This is a genomic window from Enterobacter sp. PL_is514 (assembly GCF_055816715.1).
The window spans coordinates 1-17,794 of sequence record NZ_JBVPGN010000029.1; the positions used below are offsets into that span (position 1 = coordinate 1).

The 17,794-nt window shown below is 56.4% G+C and carries 22 protein-coding genes; 3 read left to right on the forward strand and 19 right to left on the reverse strand.

Going from position 1 to position 17,794, the window contains the following annotated elements:
* From AC0TNG_RS08490 to fkpA, 9 genes are all read right to left on the reverse strand, one after another.
* Positions 1–351, reverse strand: a 351-nt coding sequence (locus AC0TNG_RS08490; RefSeq protein ID WP_171048787.1) for a GTP-binding protein, incomplete at its 3' end; no start/stop codon positions are given.
* A gap of 69 nt (positions 352–420) precedes the next feature.
* Positions 421–2,535, reverse strand: coding sequence for an elongation factor G (gene fusA, locus AC0TNG_RS08495; RefSeq protein ID WP_008503004.1), 2,115 nt, complete (start codon positions 2,533–2,535; stop codon positions 421–423).
* 96 nt (positions 2,536–2,631) lie between these two features.
* Positions 2,632–3,102, reverse strand: a complete 471-nt coding sequence (gene rpsG / locus AC0TNG_RS08500) for a 30S ribosomal protein S7 (RefSeq protein WP_004106370.1) — start codon at positions 3,100–3,102, stop codon at positions 2,632–2,634.
* A gap of 96 nt (positions 3,103–3,198) precedes the next feature.
* Positions 3,199–3,573: a 30S ribosomal protein S12 gene (rpsL, locus tag AC0TNG_RS08505; RefSeq protein ID WP_000246815.1), complete on the reverse strand. Its 375-nt coding sequence runs from the start codon at positions 3,571–3,573 to the stop codon at positions 3,199–3,201.
* Between the two features lie 124 nt (positions 3,574–3,697).
* Positions 3,698–3,985, reverse strand: coding sequence for a sulfurtransferase complex subunit TusB (gene tusB / locus AC0TNG_RS08510; RefSeq protein ID WP_024907951.1), 288 nt, complete (start codon positions 3,983–3,985; stop codon positions 3,698–3,700).
* Positions 3,986–3,992: 7 nt separating this feature from the next.
* A complete protein-coding gene (tusC, locus tag AC0TNG_RS08515; RefSeq protein ID WP_024907950.1) occupies positions 3,993–4,352 on the reverse strand; it encodes a sulfurtransferase complex subunit TusC in 360 nt (119 codons plus the stop codon).
* Positions 4,352–4,738 (reverse strand): sulfurtransferase complex subunit TusD, encoded by a 387-nt coding sequence (gene tusD, locus AC0TNG_RS08520; RefSeq protein WP_048992404.1) that lies wholly within the window; start codon positions 4,736–4,738, stop codon positions 4,352–4,354. The genes tusC and tusD overlap by 1 nt, the downstream gene beginning before the upstream one ends.
* Positions 4,738–5,460, reverse strand: a complete 723-nt coding sequence (locus tag AC0TNG_RS08525) for a helix-turn-helix transcriptional regulator (protein WP_003861697.1) — start codon at positions 5,458–5,460, stop codon at positions 4,738–4,740. Before AC0TNG_RS08525 ends, tusD begins: the two co-directional genes overlap by 1 nt.
* Before the next feature lie 166 nt (positions 5,461–5,626).
* Positions 5,627–6,445 (reverse strand): FKBP-type peptidyl-prolyl cis-trans isomerase, encoded by an 819-nt coding sequence (fkpA, locus tag AC0TNG_RS08530; protein WP_023309460.1) that lies wholly within the window; start codon positions 6,443–6,445, stop codon positions 5,627–5,629.
* Between the two features lie 238 nt (positions 6,446–6,683).
* On the opposite strand from fkpA, the gene AC0TNG_RS08535 reads away from it, so the two are divergent.
* Positions 6,684–6,902 (forward strand): protein SlyX, encoded by a 219-nt coding sequence (locus tag AC0TNG_RS08535; RefSeq protein WP_473712990.1) that lies wholly within the window; start codon positions 6,684–6,686, stop codon positions 6,900–6,902.
* Between the two features lie 51 nt (positions 6,903–6,953).
* Here the strand turns inward: AC0TNG_RS08535 and slyD are convergent, their stop codons facing one another.
* The 4 genes from slyD to kefG all read right to left on the reverse strand — a co-directional run bounded on the left by slyD (position 6,954) and on the right by kefG (position 10,203).
* Positions 6,954–7,538, reverse strand: coding sequence for a peptidylprolyl isomerase (gene slyD / locus AC0TNG_RS08540; RefSeq protein ID WP_473712948.1), 585 nt, complete (start codon positions 7,536–7,538; stop codon positions 6,954–6,956).
* 94 nt (positions 7,539–7,632) lie between these two features.
* The gene (locus AC0TNG_RS08545) at positions 7,633–7,833 is read right to left on the reverse strand and encodes a YheV family putative zinc ribbon protein (protein WP_010436300.1); all 201 of its coding nucleotides are present in this window, start codon (positions 7,831–7,833) and stop codon (positions 7,633–7,635) included.
* Between the two features lie 13 nt (positions 7,834–7,846).
* Complete coding sequence (gene kefB / locus AC0TNG_RS08550; RefSeq protein ID WP_024907946.1) at positions 7,847–9,652, reverse strand: glutathione-regulated potassium-efflux system protein KefB; 1,806 nt, start codon at positions 9,650–9,652, stop codon at positions 7,847–7,849.
* A complete protein-coding gene (gene kefG / locus AC0TNG_RS08555) occupies positions 9,652–10,203 on the reverse strand; it encodes a glutathione-regulated potassium-efflux system ancillary protein KefG (RefSeq protein ID WP_014885493.1) in 552 nt (183 codons plus the stop codon). The genes kefB and kefG overlap by 1 nt, the downstream gene beginning before the upstream one ends.
* 138 nt (positions 10,204–10,341) lie before the next feature.
* On the opposite strand from kefG, the gene AC0TNG_RS08560 reads away from it, so the two are divergent.
* Positions 10,342–12,246, forward strand: coding sequence for an ABC transporter ATP-binding protein (locus tag AC0TNG_RS08560; protein ID WP_061716387.1), 1,905 nt, complete (start codon positions 10,342–10,344; stop codon positions 12,244–12,246).
* A 15-nt stretch (positions 12,247–12,261) separates the two neighbouring features.
* Positions 12,262–13,194, forward strand: a complete 933-nt coding sequence (locus AC0TNG_RS08565; RefSeq protein ID WP_061716386.1) for a LysR family transcriptional regulator — start codon at positions 12,262–12,264, stop codon at positions 13,192–13,194.
* Positions 13,195–13,256: 62 nt separating this feature from the next.
* Here the strand turns inward: AC0TNG_RS08565 and mdcH are convergent, their stop codons facing one another.
* The 6 genes from mdcH to mdcC all read right to left on the reverse strand — a co-directional run bounded on the left by mdcH (position 13,257) and on the right by mdcC (position 17,786).
* Positions 13,257–14,153: a malonate decarboxylase subunit epsilon gene (mdcH, locus tag AC0TNG_RS08570; RefSeq protein WP_473701817.1), complete on the reverse strand. Its 897-nt coding sequence runs from the start codon at positions 14,151–14,153 to the stop codon at positions 13,257–13,259.
* Entirely contained in the window at positions 14,153–14,770 is a 618-nt protein-coding gene (locus AC0TNG_RS08575; RefSeq protein ID WP_473712950.1) for a malonate decarboxylase holo-ACP synthase, read from the reverse strand. Before AC0TNG_RS08575 ends, mdcH begins: the two co-directional genes overlap by 1 nt.
* 2 nt (positions 14,771–14,772) lie before the next feature.
* Positions 14,773–15,732, reverse strand: a complete 960-nt coding sequence (locus AC0TNG_RS08580) for an AEC family transporter (protein ID WP_024907941.1) — start codon at positions 15,730–15,732, stop codon at positions 14,773–14,775.
* 128 nt (positions 15,733–15,860) lie between these two features.
* A complete protein-coding gene (mdcE, locus tag AC0TNG_RS08585; RefSeq protein WP_148768917.1) occupies positions 15,861–16,661 on the reverse strand; it encodes a biotin-independent malonate decarboxylase subunit gamma in 801 nt (266 codons plus the stop codon).
* On the reverse strand, positions 16,661–17,494 hold the full coding sequence (locus AC0TNG_RS08590; RefSeq protein WP_024907939.1) for a biotin-independent malonate decarboxylase subunit beta: 834 nt from the start codon (positions 17,492–17,494) through the stop codon (positions 16,661–16,663). Before AC0TNG_RS08590 ends, mdcE begins: the two co-directional genes overlap by 1 nt.
* Positions 17,487–17,786, reverse strand: a complete 300-nt coding sequence (gene mdcC / locus AC0TNG_RS08595) for a malonate decarboxylase acyl carrier protein (RefSeq protein WP_024907938.1) — start codon at positions 17,784–17,786, stop codon at positions 17,487–17,489. The genes AC0TNG_RS08590 and mdcC overlap by 8 nt, the downstream gene beginning before the upstream one ends.
* Between the last annotated feature and the right edge of the window lie 8 nt (positions 17,787–17,794).

Sequence of the window (17,794 nt, forward strand, 5' to 3'; positions counted from 1 at the left end):
ACGAGTCTGAGGCATTGGGCCGTCAGTCGCAGCAACAACCAGGATCGCGCCGTCCATCTGCGCAGCACCGGTGATCATGTTTTTAACATAGTCGGCGTGGCCTGGGCAGTCTACGTGTGCGTAGTGGCGAGTCGGGGTGTCATACTCAACGTGGGAAGTGTTGATGGTGATACCACGTGCTTTTTCTTCTGGTGCGTTATCGATCTGGTCGAATGCACGAGCAGAACCACCGTAGGTTTTAGCCAGAACGGTAGTGATTGCAGCAGTCAGGGTAGTTTTACCATGGTCAACGTGGCCGATAGTACCAACGTTGACGTGCGGTTTTGTACGTTCAAATTTTTCTTTAGACACGGCTATATTCCTTACTATAGTGCTCTCCCCTGTGGAGAGAGCACGGGACTTAGGTTTTAATCCTGTGGATTACTTACCACGGGCTTCAATAACGGCCTGAGCAACGTTGTTAGGCGCATCATCATACTTCAGGAATTCCATGGTGTATGATGCACGACCTTTGGTCAGAGAACGCAGCTGAGTTGCATATCCGAACATTTCAGACAGCGGAACTTCAGCGTGGATCTTAACGCCAGTTACTTCGGATTCCTGACCACGCAGCATACCGCGACGACGGCTCAAGTCACCGATAACGTCACCGGTGTTCTCTTCAGGAGTTTCTACTTCAACCTTCATGATTGGCTCAAGCAGAACTGGTTTTGCTTTCTTAAAGCCTTCTTTAAAGGCAATAGACGCAGCCAGTTTAAACGCCAGTTCAGAGGAGTCAACGTCGTGGTAAGAACCGAAGTGCAGACGAACACCCATGTCAACAACCGGATAGCCAGCCAGAGGGCCCGCTTTCAGCTGTTCCTGGATGCCTTTATCAACGGCTGGGATGTATTCGCCAGGAATTACACCACCTTTGATGTCGTTGATGAACTCGTAACCTTTCGGGTTAGAGCCCGGCTCCAGTGGGTACATGTCGATCACAACGTGACCGTACTGACCGCGACCACCAGACTGCTTAGCGTGTTTACCTTCAATATCGGTAACTTTCGCGCGAATCGCTTCGCGGTAAGCAACCTGAGGTTTACCCACGTTCGCTTCAACGTTGAATTCACGCTTCATACGGTCAACGATGATGTCCAGGTGCAGTTCACCCATACCAGCGATGATGGTCTGGTTAGATTCTTCATCAGTCCATACGCGGAATGATGGGTCTTCTTTCGCCAGACGGCCCAGAGCCAGACCCATTTTTTCCTGGTCAGCTTTGGTTTTTGGTTCAACTGCGATGGAGATTACCGGCTCTGGGAATTCCATACGCTCCAGAATGATCGGGTGATCCGGGTCACACAGGGTGTCACCAGTGGTCACGTCTTTCAGACCGATAGCTGCAGCGATGTCGCCCGCACGAACTTCTTTGATCTCTTCACGTTTGTTAGCGTGCATCTGTACGATACGGCCAAAACGCTCACGCGCCGCTTTCACGGAGTTCAGGATGGTGTCACCGGAGTTAACCACACCAGAGTAAACGCGGAAGAAGGTCAGGTTACCCACGAATGGGTCGGTAGCAATTTTGAACGCCAGTGCAGAGAATGGCTCTTCGTCGCTTGCGTGACGCTCAGCCGGGGTATCTTTACCGTCGTCCAGGATGCCGTTGATCGCAGGAACGTCAACCGGGGATGGCAGGTAGTCAACTACCGCATCCAGCATCGCCTGAACACCTTTGTTCTTGAACGCAGAACCACAGGTTACCAGGATGATTTCGTTGTTCAGAACGCGCTGACGCAGAGCTTTTTTGATCTCTTCTTCAGTCAGTTCTTCACCACCCAGGTATTTCTCCATCAGCTCTTCAGAAGCTTCAGCAGCGGATTCGATCAGGTTCTGGTGCCATTCGTCAGCCAGGTCCTGCATTGCAGCTGGGATATCTTCGTATTCGAAGGTAACGCCCTGGTCTGCATCGTTCCAGTTGATGGCTTTCATTTTCACCAGGTCGATAACGCCGGTGAAGCCTTCTTCAGCACCAATTGCCAGCTGCAGCGGAACAGGGTTCGCGCCCAGACGGGTTTTGATCTGACCAACAACTTTCAGGAAGTTAGCACCCATACGGTCCATTTTGTTAACGAACGCGATGCGTGGAACTTTATATTTGTTTGCCTGACGCCATACGGTTTCAGACTGTGGCTGAACACCACCAACTGCGCAATAAACCATTACCGCGCCGTCAAGAACACGCATGGAACGTTCTACTTCGATGGTGAAGTCAACGTGCCCTGGGGTGTCGATGATGTTTACGCGATGCGGTTCGTACTGCTTAGCCATACCTGACCAGAATGCAGTAGTCGCTGCGGAGGTGATAGTGATACCACGCTCCTGCTCCTGTTCCATCCAGTCCATGGTGGCTGCGCCGTCATGAACTTCACCGATTTTGTGGTTTACACCGGTGTAGAACAGAATACGTTCGGTAGTAGTGGTTTTACCGGCGTCGATGTGCGCACTGATACCGATGTTACGGTAGCGTGCGATGGGTGTTGTACGAGCCATTTGATTCCTCGTTTATATCTTTAGGCGTTCAGTTAAGTTACCCAGAGCGGGCGGCTTCTCTGAAGCGCCCGCCTGGTGACTAAGACTCCGAAGGGATTACCAACGGTAGTGTGCGAACGCCTTGTTGGCTTCTGCCATACGGTGAACGTCTTCACGTTTCTTAACTGCAGTACCTTTGTTGTCTGCAGCATCAGAAAGTTCGTTCGCCAGACGCAGAGCCATGGATTTATCACCGCGTTTACGAGCAGCTTCAACGATCCAACGCATTGCCAGGGCATTACGACGAACCGGACGAACTTCAACTGGAACCTGATAAGTAGAACCACCAACGCGGCGGGACTTAACTTCTACAGTTGGGCGAACGTTGTCGAGAGCGACTTCGAAAGCTTCCAGTTCATTTTTACCAGAACGCTGAGCCAGGGTCTCAAGCGCGCTGTATACGATTGCTTCTGCAGTAGATTTTTTACCATCTACCATCAGGATATTTACAAATTTTGCCAGCAGTTCTGATCCGAATTTCGGATCTGGAAGAATTTTACGCTGACCAATGACGCGACGACGTGGCATGGGAATACTCCGTTGTTAATTCAGGATTGTCCAAAACTCAAAGAGTTTAGTGTGACATTAAGATAAATCAGTTTGGCCTTACTTAACGGAGAACCATTAAGCCTTAGGACGCTTCACGCCGTACTTGGAGCGAGCCTGCTTACGGTCTTTAACACCTGAGCAGTCCAGCGCACCACGAACGGTGTGGTAACGAACACCCGGAAGGTCTTTAACACGACCGCCACGGATCAGGATCACGGAGTGCTCCTGCAGGTTGTGACCTTCACCACCGATGTAGGAAGTCACTTCGAAACCGTTAGTCAAACGCACACGGCATACTTTACGCAGTGCGGAGTTTGGTTTTTTAGGAGTGGTGGTATATACACGAGTACATACGCCACGTTTCTGCGGGCAGGCTTCCAGCGCAGGCACGTTGCTTTTCGCAACTTTGCGTGCACGTGGTTTGCGTACCAGCTGGTTAACTGTTGCCATTAAATAGCTCCTGGTTTTAGCTTTTGCTTCGTAAACACGTAATAAATCGACCTCATACAATATGAGGACGCGAAATTTTAGGGCTACGTCGAAAAGGTGTCAAGAAATATACAGCGATCTCAGATCACCAGTTCATTTGACTGGCGTGCGTCACAGTAAGATTGACGAAATCAGTATAGCCAACCACGTCAATTTTGGCTGAAATTTGACCAGAAAGACCCCGCGCATCCAGATCGTCTTTCAGCGCAGAAACTGTTATGGGGGCGTTCGTGAGAATTTCAACGAAACGACTGCCTTCCAGTGCGGCAAGCACGCCATCCTGAATCAGCAGCAGATCGTCACCTTCGCGCAGCATACTCAGTAACGCGTCGATATCACATTGCCACGGTGAATGGCTCAGAGTATGGAGCATGGCGGCCTCAGAAAGTCAGAACGGTGTCGTAGTGGGAAAGGTGTTCGCGCAATGCAGCAGAAGACAGGACGGTCACATCCAGCACGAAAGGCGTCTTCTCATCCAAACCGCGAGCGGCCAGCGAGTCGGCGCAGACATAAAGGTTTTCAATGTCGTACAGCGGCAACACTTTGAAGGTAGCGATGTAATCCCGCGCCAGAATGGCCTGTGGCTGCTGACCCGCCAGAAGCTGAAACACCCCGTCCCCCAAAAAGAAGACGCCGATATCTTCGGTCAGCGCGGACGTCGCAAGTAACGCATCCAGCCCTTCGCGGCCGGAAGCGCTGCCGTGCGGCGCAGACGTAAAAACAAATGCCACGCGCTTCATCAGAATTGCACCACTCTGTCGCAGGTTAATGCCGCCTGTGCCAGTGCACCCAGACCACTCAACGAAAAACCGGGCTGCAGGTTAGAACCCGATAAACCAGAACGCGCGGCTTCGGTTGCATCGGTCACGCCGCGGCGCAGTGCCGCCGCCACGCAGATGTGCAGTTCTACGCCCTGCTTTTCGTTTAATGCCTGCCAGGCGCGGACCAGATCAAACTCATCGCTCGCCGGTGAGGTAAACTGATTCGCGTTATACACCCCTTCCCGATAGAAGAAGACGCTCGCCAGCTCATGTCCAGCCGCCAGTAGCGCATGCGCAAACTGCAGCGCGCTGCTGGCCTGCTGAGTACCATACGCCGGGCCTGTCACCATTAACGCAAAACGCATTACTTGTCTTGTCCCAGGAAATCGCCGCTTTTGAACTGACGAATATAGAGGTAGACCGTGTGCTTGGAGATGTTCAGACGATCGGCCACCTGGTTGATGGCGTCTTTAATATCAAAAATCCCTTTTTCATAGAGATTGAGCACGATCTGACGATTCTTGGCGTTGTTCGAGACGTTGCGATCGGCATTCACCTCTTCAATCGTAAACTCAAGCGTCTGCGTCACCAGATCTTCAACGGAGGAGGCAAAGTTAACAGAAGAGCCAACGTCCGGCGTTTCTGGCGGAATAAAGGTGCTCATGATTTGCGAGAATGGCACATCAAGGTTCATGTTGATGCACAGCAGCCCAATAACACGATGCTCGCGGTTTCGAATCGCGATGGTTTCAGATTTCATCAGCACGCCACTTTTGGCGCGGGTGAAATAGCATTTGGAGACGCTGCTGTCCGCGCCGGTCATGTCATGCAGCATACGCAATGCAAGGTCGGTAATTGGCGAACCAATTTTACGGCCAGTATGCTCACCATTCGCAATGCGGATGGCGGAGCACTTCAGATCTTGCAGGGAGTGCAATACGATTTCGCAGTGGGAGCCAATGAGCATCGCTAACCCGTCCACTACCGCTTCATAGGATTTCAGAATATCGAAGTCGGTCTGATCGAAAGGACGTTGATCCAGCAAATCAAGTTCACTGGTTTCGTTGGTTAAAAGCGACCTGGACATGAAAAAAACACTCCTTTTCAGGAGCCTGTCGTTAGGTTTTCAGGGCAGGCTCATTATCTACACGGACAACTAAATTAATACAGCGTGCCTAACGCTTTCCAGTGTTAATTATATCTGCCCCACAATAAAAAACCGCCGCCTTAAAGGCGGCGGTTTTTTTTCAGCATTACTTCTTAGCAGCAGCGGCTTTATCGTCAGCCGGCGCGTCTGCCTTGGCATCCGCTTTCGGTGCTGGTTTGATGTCCAGCAGCTCTACGTCAAAGACCAGCGTAGAGTTGGCAGGGATACCCGGCACGCCGGTTTTGCCATAGGCCAGATCCGGTGGGATAACCATCTTGATCTTGCCGCCTTTCTTGATGTTTTTCAGGCCTTCAGTCCAGCCCGGGATCACACCATCAAGACGGAAGGAGAGCGGCTCACCGCGGGTGTAAGAGTTATCGAACTCTTTACCGTCGATCAGCGTACCTTTGTAGTTCACAACAACGGTGTCGCTGTCTTTAGGCGCATCGCCGGTGCCTTCTTTCTCAACTTTGTACACCAGGCCAGTAGAAGAGGTTTTCACACCCTTCTCTTTAGCAAAGGTGTCGCGGTAGGCTTTGCCTTTCGCTTCGTTGTCTTTAGCGTCCGCGTCCATCTTAGTCTGCGCGGCACCCTTCACGCGCGCTTCAAACGCCTGCAGAGTCTGTTCAATTTCCTGGTCAGACAGCTTGCTCTTATCTGCAAATGCGTCCTGAACGCCCGCGATCAGCTGAGCTTTATCCAGTTTGATGCCCAGTTTCTCTTGTTCTTTCAGAGAGTTTTCCATGTAACGGCCCAGAGATGCGCCCAGTGCATAGGCGGATTTCTGGTCGTCATTTTTGAACGCCGCTTTGCTGTCTGCAGTGGCAGCAGGCTTCGCAGCAGTATCAGCAGCGAATGACAGCGGCGCGTTCAGCGCAACAGCCATCGTCGTCGCCAGCAGCGTTACTTTAAACAGTGATTTCATCCATATCTCCAGGGCCTGGGGACTCTCACCCCAGCGTTAAACGTAAATGAGTTACGTACTATAAAACGTTGCGGAAGAAATCTACAGACAGACACTTCCAATTCTCGCCACTTTTCAGACTATTTTTGTTTAAATAAGTTTCCTGCCAAGGGGATGCGGACTGTACTTAAGGATAAACTCAGTTAAACTGCGCCGCCGCAGGACCAATATGGCGAATCTGAAATAAACGAGGTGAATGATGAAGGAAACAGCATTAGAAGCGAGAATGGCTGAGCTGGAAAGCCGCCTGGCTTTTCAGGACATCACCATCGAAGAGCTAAACCAGACCGTGACCGCACATGAGCTCGAAATGGCAAAACTGCGGGATCATATGCGCCTGCTGACGGAAAAGCTGAAGGCCACGCAGCCGTCAAACATTGCCTCTCAGTCAGAAGAGACGCCACCTCCTCATTATTGAGGCGTAAAAAAAGCGGGATTATCCCGCTTTTTTATTTTCCGCATGACGGAATTAGTGGCAACCGCAGCCGCCGTTACCGCAACCACCTTTACCGTGATCGTGGTCGTGACCATGGTCGTGGCCGTGACCACCGCAGCAGCCGTCGTGGCCGTGATCGTGGTCGTGACCGTGCGCACCGTGAACGTGGCCATGAGCCAGCTCTTCTTCGGTCGCTTCACGGATCGCAACAACTTCTACGTTGAACTTCAGGTTCTGGCCAGCCAGCATGTGGTTGCCGTCAACCACGACGTGGTCATCTTCCACTTCGGTGATTTCAACAGGAACCGGACCCTGGTCGGTTTCAGCCAGGAAGCGCATGCCAACCTGCAGTTCGTCAACGCCCATGAACACGTCTTTAGGAACGCGCTGAACCAGGTTGTCGTCATACTGACCGTAAGCGTCGTTCGCGCCTACAGCAACGTCAAATTTGTCGCCAACTTCATGACCTTCCAGCGCGTTTTCCAGGCCGGAAATCAGGGAACCGTGACCATGCAGGTAGTCAAGCGGCGCACTCACCGGAGACTCATCAACCAACACACCGTCTTCTGTACGTACCTGATAGGCCAGGCTGACCACCAGGTCTTTTGCTACTTTCATGATATCTCCTGAGCGTGGGAAAATTGCTGGCGCAGATTGTAGCGGAAATCTGCACCTGTGTACCCTTTAGCTTAAAAAAACTCAGGGCATATCGCTAGTCCGGATGAAAAATCCCGATAACTTGCTCTTCTTTGCGAACGTGATCGCGGGCCTCTTTGTCGGCCTCACGCATCTGGTGACCGCACTTAACACACTCAACAACATCAATATTATTTTCCCGCCACATCGCCAGGGTATCTTGCGCCTGGCAGGTCGGGCATTTTGCACCCGCGATAAAGCGTTTACGTACAGCCATCTTTCGTTACCCTTTATTCAAATTCATCCCAGCCATCGAGCTGGCGTCGTTCCTGCTGCATCTCGCGCTGGAAGATCTCCTCCAGCTCGCGACGCGCTTCCCGCACGCGGGAGATCTGCGCCGTATCGGTATGTACCGGCATCAGCTCGCGCAGCATCCGCATATCCAGCCGGCGGAAGTGCATCTGAGCACGCTGCGCCTGATGCGGATGCATGCCAAGCGAGATCAGCGCCTTGCGCCCCAGCTCCAGCGCGCTGGAGAACGTCTCACGGGAGAAGTGTTTCACACCCGCCTGCAATAATTCGTGAGCTTCAACACGTCCCCGCGCACGCGCCAGAATATGCAGATGCGGGAAATGCTGCTGGCACAGCTCCACCAGCTTCATCGTATCTTCCGGATCGTTACAGGTAATCACGATGGACTCTGCCGCTTCCGCCCCCGCCGAGCGCAGCAGCTCAAGCTGGGTCGCGTCGCCGTAGTAAACCTTATAGCCATATTTACGCATCAGGTTAACCGCGCTGATATCCCGCTCCAGCACCGTAATGCGCATTTTGTTCGCCATCAGCAAACGCCCGATAACCTGTCCAAAACGACCAAAGCCCACCACAATCACCTGCGGCTTGTCGTCTTCCACCCACGGCGCTTCGTCTTCATCGTCAGTGGGATTCAGGCGGCGCGACAGCAGTTTATCCACCAGCTTCATCAGCAGCGGCGTGGTCATCATCGACAGCGTGACCGTTACCAGCAAAAGCGCCATCTGATCGTCTTTAAACAACTTCTGGGAGGAGGCGGTAGAGAACAGCACAAACGCGAACTCGCCCCCCTGGCTTAACACGCTGGCAAACTGCATGCGTTCCGAACTGCGCAAGCCATAAATACGCGCCATGACGTACAGCACCAGCGTTTTCACCGCCACCAGGATGGCGACGCTCACCACAACCCACAGCAGATGGGTATAGAGCACGCCAAGGTTGAGCGCCATCCCCACCGAAATAAAGAACAGGCCTAACAGCAGCCCTTTAAAGGGATCGATGGCAATTTCCAGCTCGTGCCGGTATTCACTTTCCGCCAGCAGCACCCCGGCGATAAAGGTCCCGAGCGCCATCGAAAGCCCCAGCGCATCCATAAACAATGCCGACCCCAGCACCAGCAGCAGCGTCGCAGCGGTAAATACCTCGCGAACGCCCGACGCGGCAATAAAGCGGAATACGGGACGTAACAGGAAACGACCGCCAATCAGCATGCCCGCGAAGGCCAGCACCTTCATGGCGATTTTCGCCCAGTCAAAATGATCGTCCCCGGACCCCGCCAGCAGCGGCACCAGCGCCAGCGCCGGGATGACTGCCAAATCCTGGAACAGCAGCACCGAAAAGCCCAGCTGGCCGGCTTCGTTGCGATTCATCCCTTTATCGCGCATCAGCTGCAGCGCCATCGCCGTCGACGACATCGCAAGGCCTATCCCGCCAATCACCGCCGCCTGCCATGAAAAGTTGGTCAGCATTAACAGGCCACCCAGGATCGCGGCGCTGAACATCACCTGCGCGGCGCCCACGCCAAAGATAGAGCGTCGGAGTTGCCACAATTTCGAAGGATTCAGTTCCAGCCCGATGATGAACATCAGGAACACCACGCCCAGTTCGGAGAAATGGAGAATCTCATCTACATCGCTGATGAATCCCAGTCCCCAGGGGCCAATCGCGATCCCCGCCAGCAGATACCCCAACACCGCACCGATACCAATGCGTGCCGCAAGCGGCACCGCGACGACGGCCGCAAATAAAAACAGCACCCCGGCGAGAAGCAAATTCGATCCTTCCATTAACGACCTCCTGCCGGAATCGGTGACGCCAGCCATTCACCATAGGCTCTGGCGTGGCTGGCCAGTTCTTTCGGATCCTGGCGTCGGGCCCAGTAGACAATAATCGGGCTCATCCAGTGCATACGGCACATCGCCGCCGTCAGCTCGAAAGGCCGCAGAATATCGCTCATCGGATAGCGGTTCAGCCCGTCGTGGCGGTAAGCACTTTCCGGCTCTCCGGTGGTGATCACACTACGCCAGTACTTTCCCGCCAGCTGGTTGCCCCCCACCCCGCTGGAGAAGCCCCGGCTCAGCACGCGGTCCAGCCACTCTTTGAGCAGCGCCGGACAGCTGTAGGTGTAAAGCGGATGCTGGAACACAATGACGTCATGCTGACGCAGCAGTTCCTGCTCGTAAGGGATATCAATAAAGAAATCAGGATAGTGCGCGTAGAGATCGTGCACCGTCACGTTGCTGAGCTGTGTGGCCGGCTTAAGCAGCACCCGGTTTGCCACCGAGTCCTGAGATTCCGGATGGGCATACAGCAGCAGCACTTTTGCTGTCTGAGACATCATTCCCCTCCCGGTCTTGTTTCTGTTTTTGTGTATCGTTGTTGTTTTGGGCTACCATGGCGGCCCGGTGCGGAAAATGGCCCACACCTTACATTATCATAATGACAAATTAACATAGTCGGAACATACGGCGCTTCTATGATTGTTTTCTCCTCGTTACAAATTCGTCGCGGCGTGCGCGTCCTGCTGGATAACGCCACTGCTACCATCAACCCGGGCCAAAAAGTGGGTCTGGTCGGCAAAAACGGCTGTGGTAAATCCACGCTGCTGGCGTTGCTGAAAAACGAGATTAGCGCGGATGGCGGTAACTTCACCTTCCCGGGGAACTGGCAGCTCGCCTGGGTAAACCAGGAGACGCCAGCCCTGAGCGAACCGGCACTCGACTATGTTATCGACGGCGACCGGGAATACCGTAAGCTCGAGGCGGAACTTAACGCCGCTAACGAGCGCAACGACGGTCACGCCATCGCCACCGTTCACGGCAAGCTGGACGCCATTGACGCGTGGACCATTCGCTCCCGCGCCTCCAGCCTGCTTCACGGCCTGGGCTTCAGCAATGAACAGCTGGAACGCCCGGTCAGCGACTTCTCCGGTGGCTGGCGCATGCGCCTCAACCTGGCGCAGGCGCTGATCTGCCGCTCTGACCTGCTGCTGCTCGATGAACCGACCAACCACCTCGATCTCGATGCGGTTATTTGGCTGGAGAAGTGGCTCAAGAGCTATCAGGGCACTCTGATTCTGATCTCCCACGACCGCGACTTCCTCGACCCGGTGGTGGATAAAATCATTCATATCGAACAGCAAACGATGTTCGAGTACACCGGCAACTACAGCTCCTTCGAGCGTCAGCGCGCGACGCGCCTTGCCCAGCAGCAGTCCATGTACGAAAGCCAGCAGCAGCGCGTGGCGCACCTGCAGAGCTTTGTGGATCGCTTTAAGGCCAAAGCCTCAAAAGCCAAGCAGGCCCAGAGCCGCATAAAAATGCTGGAACGCATGGAGATGATTGCCCCGGCGCACGTGGATAACCCGTTCCACTTCAGCTTCCGCGAGCCGGAAAGTCTGCCGAACCCGCTGCTGAAGATGGAGAAGGTCAGCGCGGGCTATGCCGACCGCATTATTCTCGACTCCATCAAGCTCAACCTGGTGCCGGGTTCGCGCATTGGCCTGCTGGGGCGTAACGGCGCCGGTAAATCGACGCTAATCAAGCTGCTGGCGGGCGAGCTTAGCCCGGTCAGCGGTGAAATCGGCCTGGCGAAGGGCATCAAGCTTGGCTACTTCGCCCAGCATCAGCTGGAATTTTTACGCGCGGATGAATCCCCGATTCAGCATCTCGCGCGTCTGGCGCCGCAGGAGATGGAGCAGAAGCTGCGCGACTACCTCGGCGGCTTCGGCTTCCAGGGCGATAAGGTCACCGAAAACACCGAGCGTTTCTCGGGCGGTGAAAAAGCCCGTCTGGTGCTGGCGCTGATCGTCTGGCAGCGCCCGAACCTGCTGCTGCTCGATGAACCGACCAACCACCTGGATCTCGATATGCGTCAGGCGCTGACCGAAGCGCTGATTGAGTTCGAAGGCGCACTGGTGGTGGTTTCGCACGACCGTCACCTGATCCGCTCCACCACGGACGATCTCTACTTAGTGCACGATGGCAAAGTCGAACCGTTCGACGGCGATCTGGAAGATTACCAGCAGTGGCTGACGGACGTGCAGAAGCAGGAGAACCAACCGGAGGAGTCGGCGAAAGACAACGCCAACAGCGCGCAGGCACGTAAAGACCAGAAGCGTCGTGAAGCGGAGCTGCGCACCCAGACGCAGCCGCTGCGTAAAGAGATTACCCGTCTCGAAAAAGAGATGGAAAAACTCAACGCCACGCTTGCCGCTGTTGAAGAGAAGCTCGGCGACAGCGGTCTGTATGACCAGAGCCGCAAGGCTGAGCTGACGGACTGCCTGCAAACGCAGGCGAAGACCAAATCCAGCCTCGAAGAGTGCGAAATGGCGTGGCTCGACGCGCAGGAACAGCTGGAAGCGATGCTGCAGGCTGAATAACACGCCGGGAGGGCTATGAGTTTCGATATCACGAGCGAGATTACGTTCCGCAAGCTCAGCATCTTCATGACGTTTATGGAGAAAGGGAATATTGCGCGTACCGCCGAAACTCTGGGCCTGAGCGGCGTGAGCGTGCACCGTGCGCTGCACACCCTGGAAGAGAACGTGCGCTGCCCGCTCTTCACCCACAAGGGGCGCAACCTGATTGCCCTGCCTTCCGCCTGGACGCTGCTGGAGTATTGCCAGGAGGTGATGCAGGTGATGGAGCGCGGGCTGGAAGCGTCGCGCAAAATTGCCGGGATCGGTCAGGGGCGGCTGCGAGTCGGGACGCTCTACTCGCTCACCCTGGAAACCGTGCCGCGCCTGATCATGGGCATGAAGCTGCGCCGTCCGGATCTGGAGATGGATCTGACGATGGGCTCCAACGACACCCTGCTGCACATGCTGGATGAAGGCTCGCTGGACGCGATTCTTATCTCCATCTCCGAAAGCGACATTGACCGTAACAGCCTTGAAGTGCTGCCCCTGTTCCACGACGACATTTTCCTTGCCGCACCGGCTTCCGCCACGCTGAATACCCGCGGACCCGCGGATCTGCGTGATTACAAAGACCAGAAATTTGTCGCTCTTGCAGAAGGGTTCGCCACCTATGCAGGGTTTCAGGAAGCCTTTCATATCGCCGGGTTCGAGCCGGAGATAGTTACCCGGGTGAATGACATTTTCTCGATGCTCAGCCTGGTGCAGGCAGGTGTTGGATTTACGCTAATGCCGGGCAGGATGAAGAAAGTGTATGAGAATTCCGTGCAGCTGTTGAAGCTGGCGGAGCCGTACCAGATGCAGCAGCTGATCGCGATCGTCTTTGCCCGCAACCGCGAGCAGGACCCGAGCCTGCGGGCATTAGCCGCCGAAGGGCGGATGTATGCGCGCAGCCTGCAGGAAAGTACGTGATACAAAACAAGGCAACCGAACCCGTAGGCCCGGTAAGGCGTAGCCGCCACCGGACTAAAAACTCACCCGCGAAGCCGACGCGCCAGATGCACCGCCACGTCCACCCCGCTGCGCTCCAGTGAAATCGTCTCTCCTTCCCACGGCGCCTGACGCGTCAGGCAGGTCAGTACGCCGCCAGGCGGCATTTCAATCGCCAGCCGGGCTTCGCGTTCATTCGCTGAAATCATCGCCTCCTGCCAGCGCACCGTACGCGCCATGTTCATCGCCAGATCGTCGGCGATCTTTTCCGGCTGCCACAGCACGCGCCCGGTGCTGCCGCTCAGGTAGGCGCAGCGTGGGCGTGAAAGCGTGACCAATTCAAACGCCGTTGCCAGCTTTTGCGCGGGTGCTGTCAGCAGTTCGCAGTGGGACGGCACGCTGACCGCCAGCCGTTTGGCCTTGCTCGCCCCTTTCGCCAGCGCGCGTGCCGCCGCCTGCGCCATCCCGTCATCGCTTCCGGCAATCACGATCTGCGTTTCGGCATTCAGGTTGGCAATGTAGGTCCCGGTGCCCTGGATAAGGTCTTCCACCTGCGGCAGGGTGAGCCCCATAATTGCCGTCAGGCCGTAGCCGTGCGGATACGCCTGCTCCATCAGATCGCCACGCAGCGCCACCAGCTTTAGCGCGTCCGTAAAGTCCAGTGCGCCTGCGACAACCGCCGCAGGATAAGCGCCGATGGACAGCCCGCTAACGATATCCGCCGTCACGCCGCGCCGCTCCAGCTCTCGCCCCCAGGCCACGCCTGAAATCAGCAGGCAAAGCTGAACCGCGCGGGTGTGGGTTAATGCGTCTGCGCTATCCAGCGTATCCACTTCGGCGCCAAGCACCTCATGCGCCTGAGCCAGTTCCGTTCCCGGCAGGTTTTGCAGCATACCTTCGTGCTGCGTGCCCTGTCCCGGAAAGGTAAACAGTATTTTCATTACTCCTCCCTGCGCCACGGATCCGCCACCAGGCGCGGTCCGCGGTGGGTTTTCAGCAGCGTTTTGCCGTCGCGCAGCCACTCTGCCAGCGCAAAGCCACCCTCGGGGGTATCCACCTGCGTATCCGCCCGACACAGCGCCCGGCTAAGCTGAGACTGCCAGCCAGCAAACGCATCGGGGGAAACGGCGTGCGGGGCGCGGATCAGCAGATCAAGATCGCTGTCGGCATGAAGAACCGGAATACTGGTCGCCAGCGCGTAGCCGGTGCTGCCGGTAATGCCCCACGTCCACGGCCACGCCTGCTGAGAAAGCTGCAGCGCCACCTGAACGGGTGGCTGGGTAACAAACGGCGAGCGCAGCAGATCGGCCGCAACGCTCAGGTCTTCCGGTGAAACCACGCGTAACACGTTTTCCGGCTTCACCCACCCGGCCGCCCGCTGGTCGCGGCGCAGTCCGCGCACGCCAACGGGGATCCGGCCTTCACTGTCAACATCACGCCGCACCACCACCGGCAGGCCGGTATGCCAGGCCGCCTCCACCCAGGATTCGGTGATGCCTTCCAGCGCGTTGCGCGCGGTAAGCCAGATGAGGTCGTGCGGGCGTAATGTTGTGGTCATGATTACATTCCTGAAGTCAGCGAGATAAACAGCGGCAGCGACAGGATACACAGTACGGAGCTTAACAGCAGCACGGCTTCAGCATCCGGCGACTGCACGCCAAAGCGGTTACCGAACACCACGCCGAAGAAGCCCGCAGAAAGTGCAATCATCAGGATAGCGGTGATCGCCACGGAGCCATGCAGGCCGAAGATCAGCACAATACCCCAGGCAATCGCTGGCTGAATCAGCAGCTTGGCGATGGTTGACGTAATCACCATGGTGTTGATCTGCAGCTTACGGGCAGAGAGGATCACCCCGGTCAGGAACAGCGCGGCAGCGGTGGCGGACAGCCCCAGCGGTTTAATCGCCGCAAGAACCAGTTCCGGCATTTTGATCCCGATGGCGGACAGAATCACGCCCAGCAGCGGGCCCATCACGATCGGTTTTTTAATGGAGCGCCACATCAGCACCGGCAACATGGAGAGCGTTGAGCCCGAGTTATTCCCCTCGGCGCGCGCTTTTTCCCGCTCCAGGATCAGCAGGCAGAACGGGGTCATCAGCACCGAACCGCAGGCAATAGAGACCGCAACGGAAAGCGACGTGGACGATCCTTCGCCCAGCACGCTGCCCAGAATCGGCAGGCCCAGCGCTGCGTAGTTCGGTAAAGCTACCGTCAGGGTCAGCACGGCCGCATCCTGCGGGGATTTCTTAAAGACTTTCGTGGCGAGGAAATAGATGGCCGCATAGGTGATCCACATCGCCAGAGTGAGAACCAGAATCAGCGGCGACTGCGCCACGATGCCGGTCCACGGCGTTTGCACGGTGGCGCTAAACAGCGCGGCAGGCAGTGCAAAATCCATCACGAAGATATTGAGCAGGGACACATTTTTGTTATCGACCATCTTTGCCTTACCGGCCCAGAATCCCAGCAGCATGATGACGAAAATCGGTGCAAGAGCATGAACAATTACGTAAGTCATAAATCACCTGTAGTAAAAAAAGTTTTAGCACTGGTGCGATGTTTATTATTTTTCAGGATGCAGGCTCCCGCGCGGGCGCAGCGGGCGCGCCCACGGGGTTTGCATCTCTGGCAGGTCTTTTTTTTTACTTACCAGCTGGCTCGCATACGTTCGCGTACGAGCGCCGAGCTGCGGCGGTTGTCAGCACCCAGACGGTTTTTCAGGGTGGTGTCCTGACGAGCGTCACTGATGGCCTGTTGCAGGGTGGTTTTCACCAGCGTCAGATCGTTATCGGAGGGGGCATCCGGGTTGCTGATATCCAGCAGGTTAGAGAGCAGCCCCAGCGTGGCGTAGTTGCCGATGTCGTACGCCATGGGCGGAATGGTCGCCGCCAGTTTTTCCAGCGCCTCGACGGTTCGCAGCGTGATGCGCGCCGCGGACTCTTTGCCCATCGCATGGATCAGCACGCCCTTGTCATTAAAGGCGATCAGACGGTTGGCCTGGTAGCCGTGCGCCAGGAACGCGCCGGACATTGCCTTGCCGACGATCAGCCCAATCACCGGGTGACCGGCCAGGCGCGCGTTAGCATAGGCTGCCGCCGCACCGGCCAGCGCCTGATGAATACCAAACGCCTCTTCGCGACGGCCATAGGCCTGGCTTGGGACGTCGATCACCGCCACAATCGGGCGTTTGACGGCTTTATCGGCATCCGCCGCGACGGTTTCGCTGACCACCTTCGCCAGCGTCCAGCCTTCCAGCAGACCGACTTCGCCCTGCGCCGCGCGCGGGAAGTGGTTGTGGGCATCCGGCACCACGGCCACAAAGCGCACCGCCTCACCGTTCAGCTCGCCGTCTGCCGCCTGCACGGACGGGCAGAGCCCTTCGATACGTTTGGCATTCGGGGCGAGGGTTTCCAGCCAGAGCTCGCCACGGCTTTTTGAATTACTCATCATTTCACCTCCCGGGCAAAAAGCGCGTTAATCTGTTCGGCATCGGCCTGCTTGCGGGTGTCGAAATTCGTCAGACGGTTCAGGTAATCGTCGTAGTTATCGGTGCGGTGTTTCGCCGGTACGCCTTTCGCAATCGCGTCGTTCATCGCCGCTTTCACCGCGTTTACGCCGTCGCCCACCAGCGCGTCCACCAGCCCGCTTTGATAGCGCACTTCGCCGCCGGTCATGCTCCAGATAAACGGACGGTCGCGGGAGTCGTACTCCTCAATGCCTGCCTCCTGCTCGATAACCTGCGGGCCGTTGAGGCCAAGACGCGCTTCGCGGGTCACAATCAGGTAGCTGCACAGCGCTGCCGCGATGGACATCCCGCCGAAGCAGCCCACGGTCCCGGCCACAATTCCCACCACCGGGGTGTAGCGGCGCAGGTCAACAATCGCGGCGTGGATATCGGCAATCGCCGCCAGGCCGAGATTCGCTTCCTGCAGGCGCACGCCGCCGGTTTCGAGGCACAGCACCGCCTGAGTCGGAATGCCGTTGCGGTTATCTTCCGCCGCCAGCTCCAGCGCCGCCGCCATTTTTGCACCGGACACTTCGCCCATGCTGCCGCCCTGGAACGCGCCTTCAATCGCCACGACGACGGCAGGCTTGCCGTTGATGGTGCCTTTTGCGACGACCATGCCGTCATCGGCCTGAGGAACAATCCCCTGCGGCCCAAGCCACGGAGAGATAATGCCTTCAAACGGATCCAGCAGTTCGCGGTAGCTGCCGTCATCCAGCAGGGCCTGCGCGCGCTGGCGCGCTTTTAGTTCGATAAAGCTGCTGTCATCACGCATGGCTCACCCCCTCAAAAACCTGTTCGATGCGAATGCGCGCCACGCCCGGCGTCGCGCCGAAGTCATGAATGGTCAGTTTGCCTGCCGGCAGGCTGCTGACCGTCTGCAGACGGTTGAACAGTGCCTCCCAGCGGCCACGGCTATTGTCTACTGAAGTGGTGATATCAATGGTTAAGGTCTGGCCCGGTTCGGCGGCGAACAACACCTCCATATCCCCGGAGCCGACAACCCCTGCCAGCGCCCTGCCGCTTACTTCGCGACTGGCGGGCACGGTCAATGTAATTTTTTCCATAACATCCT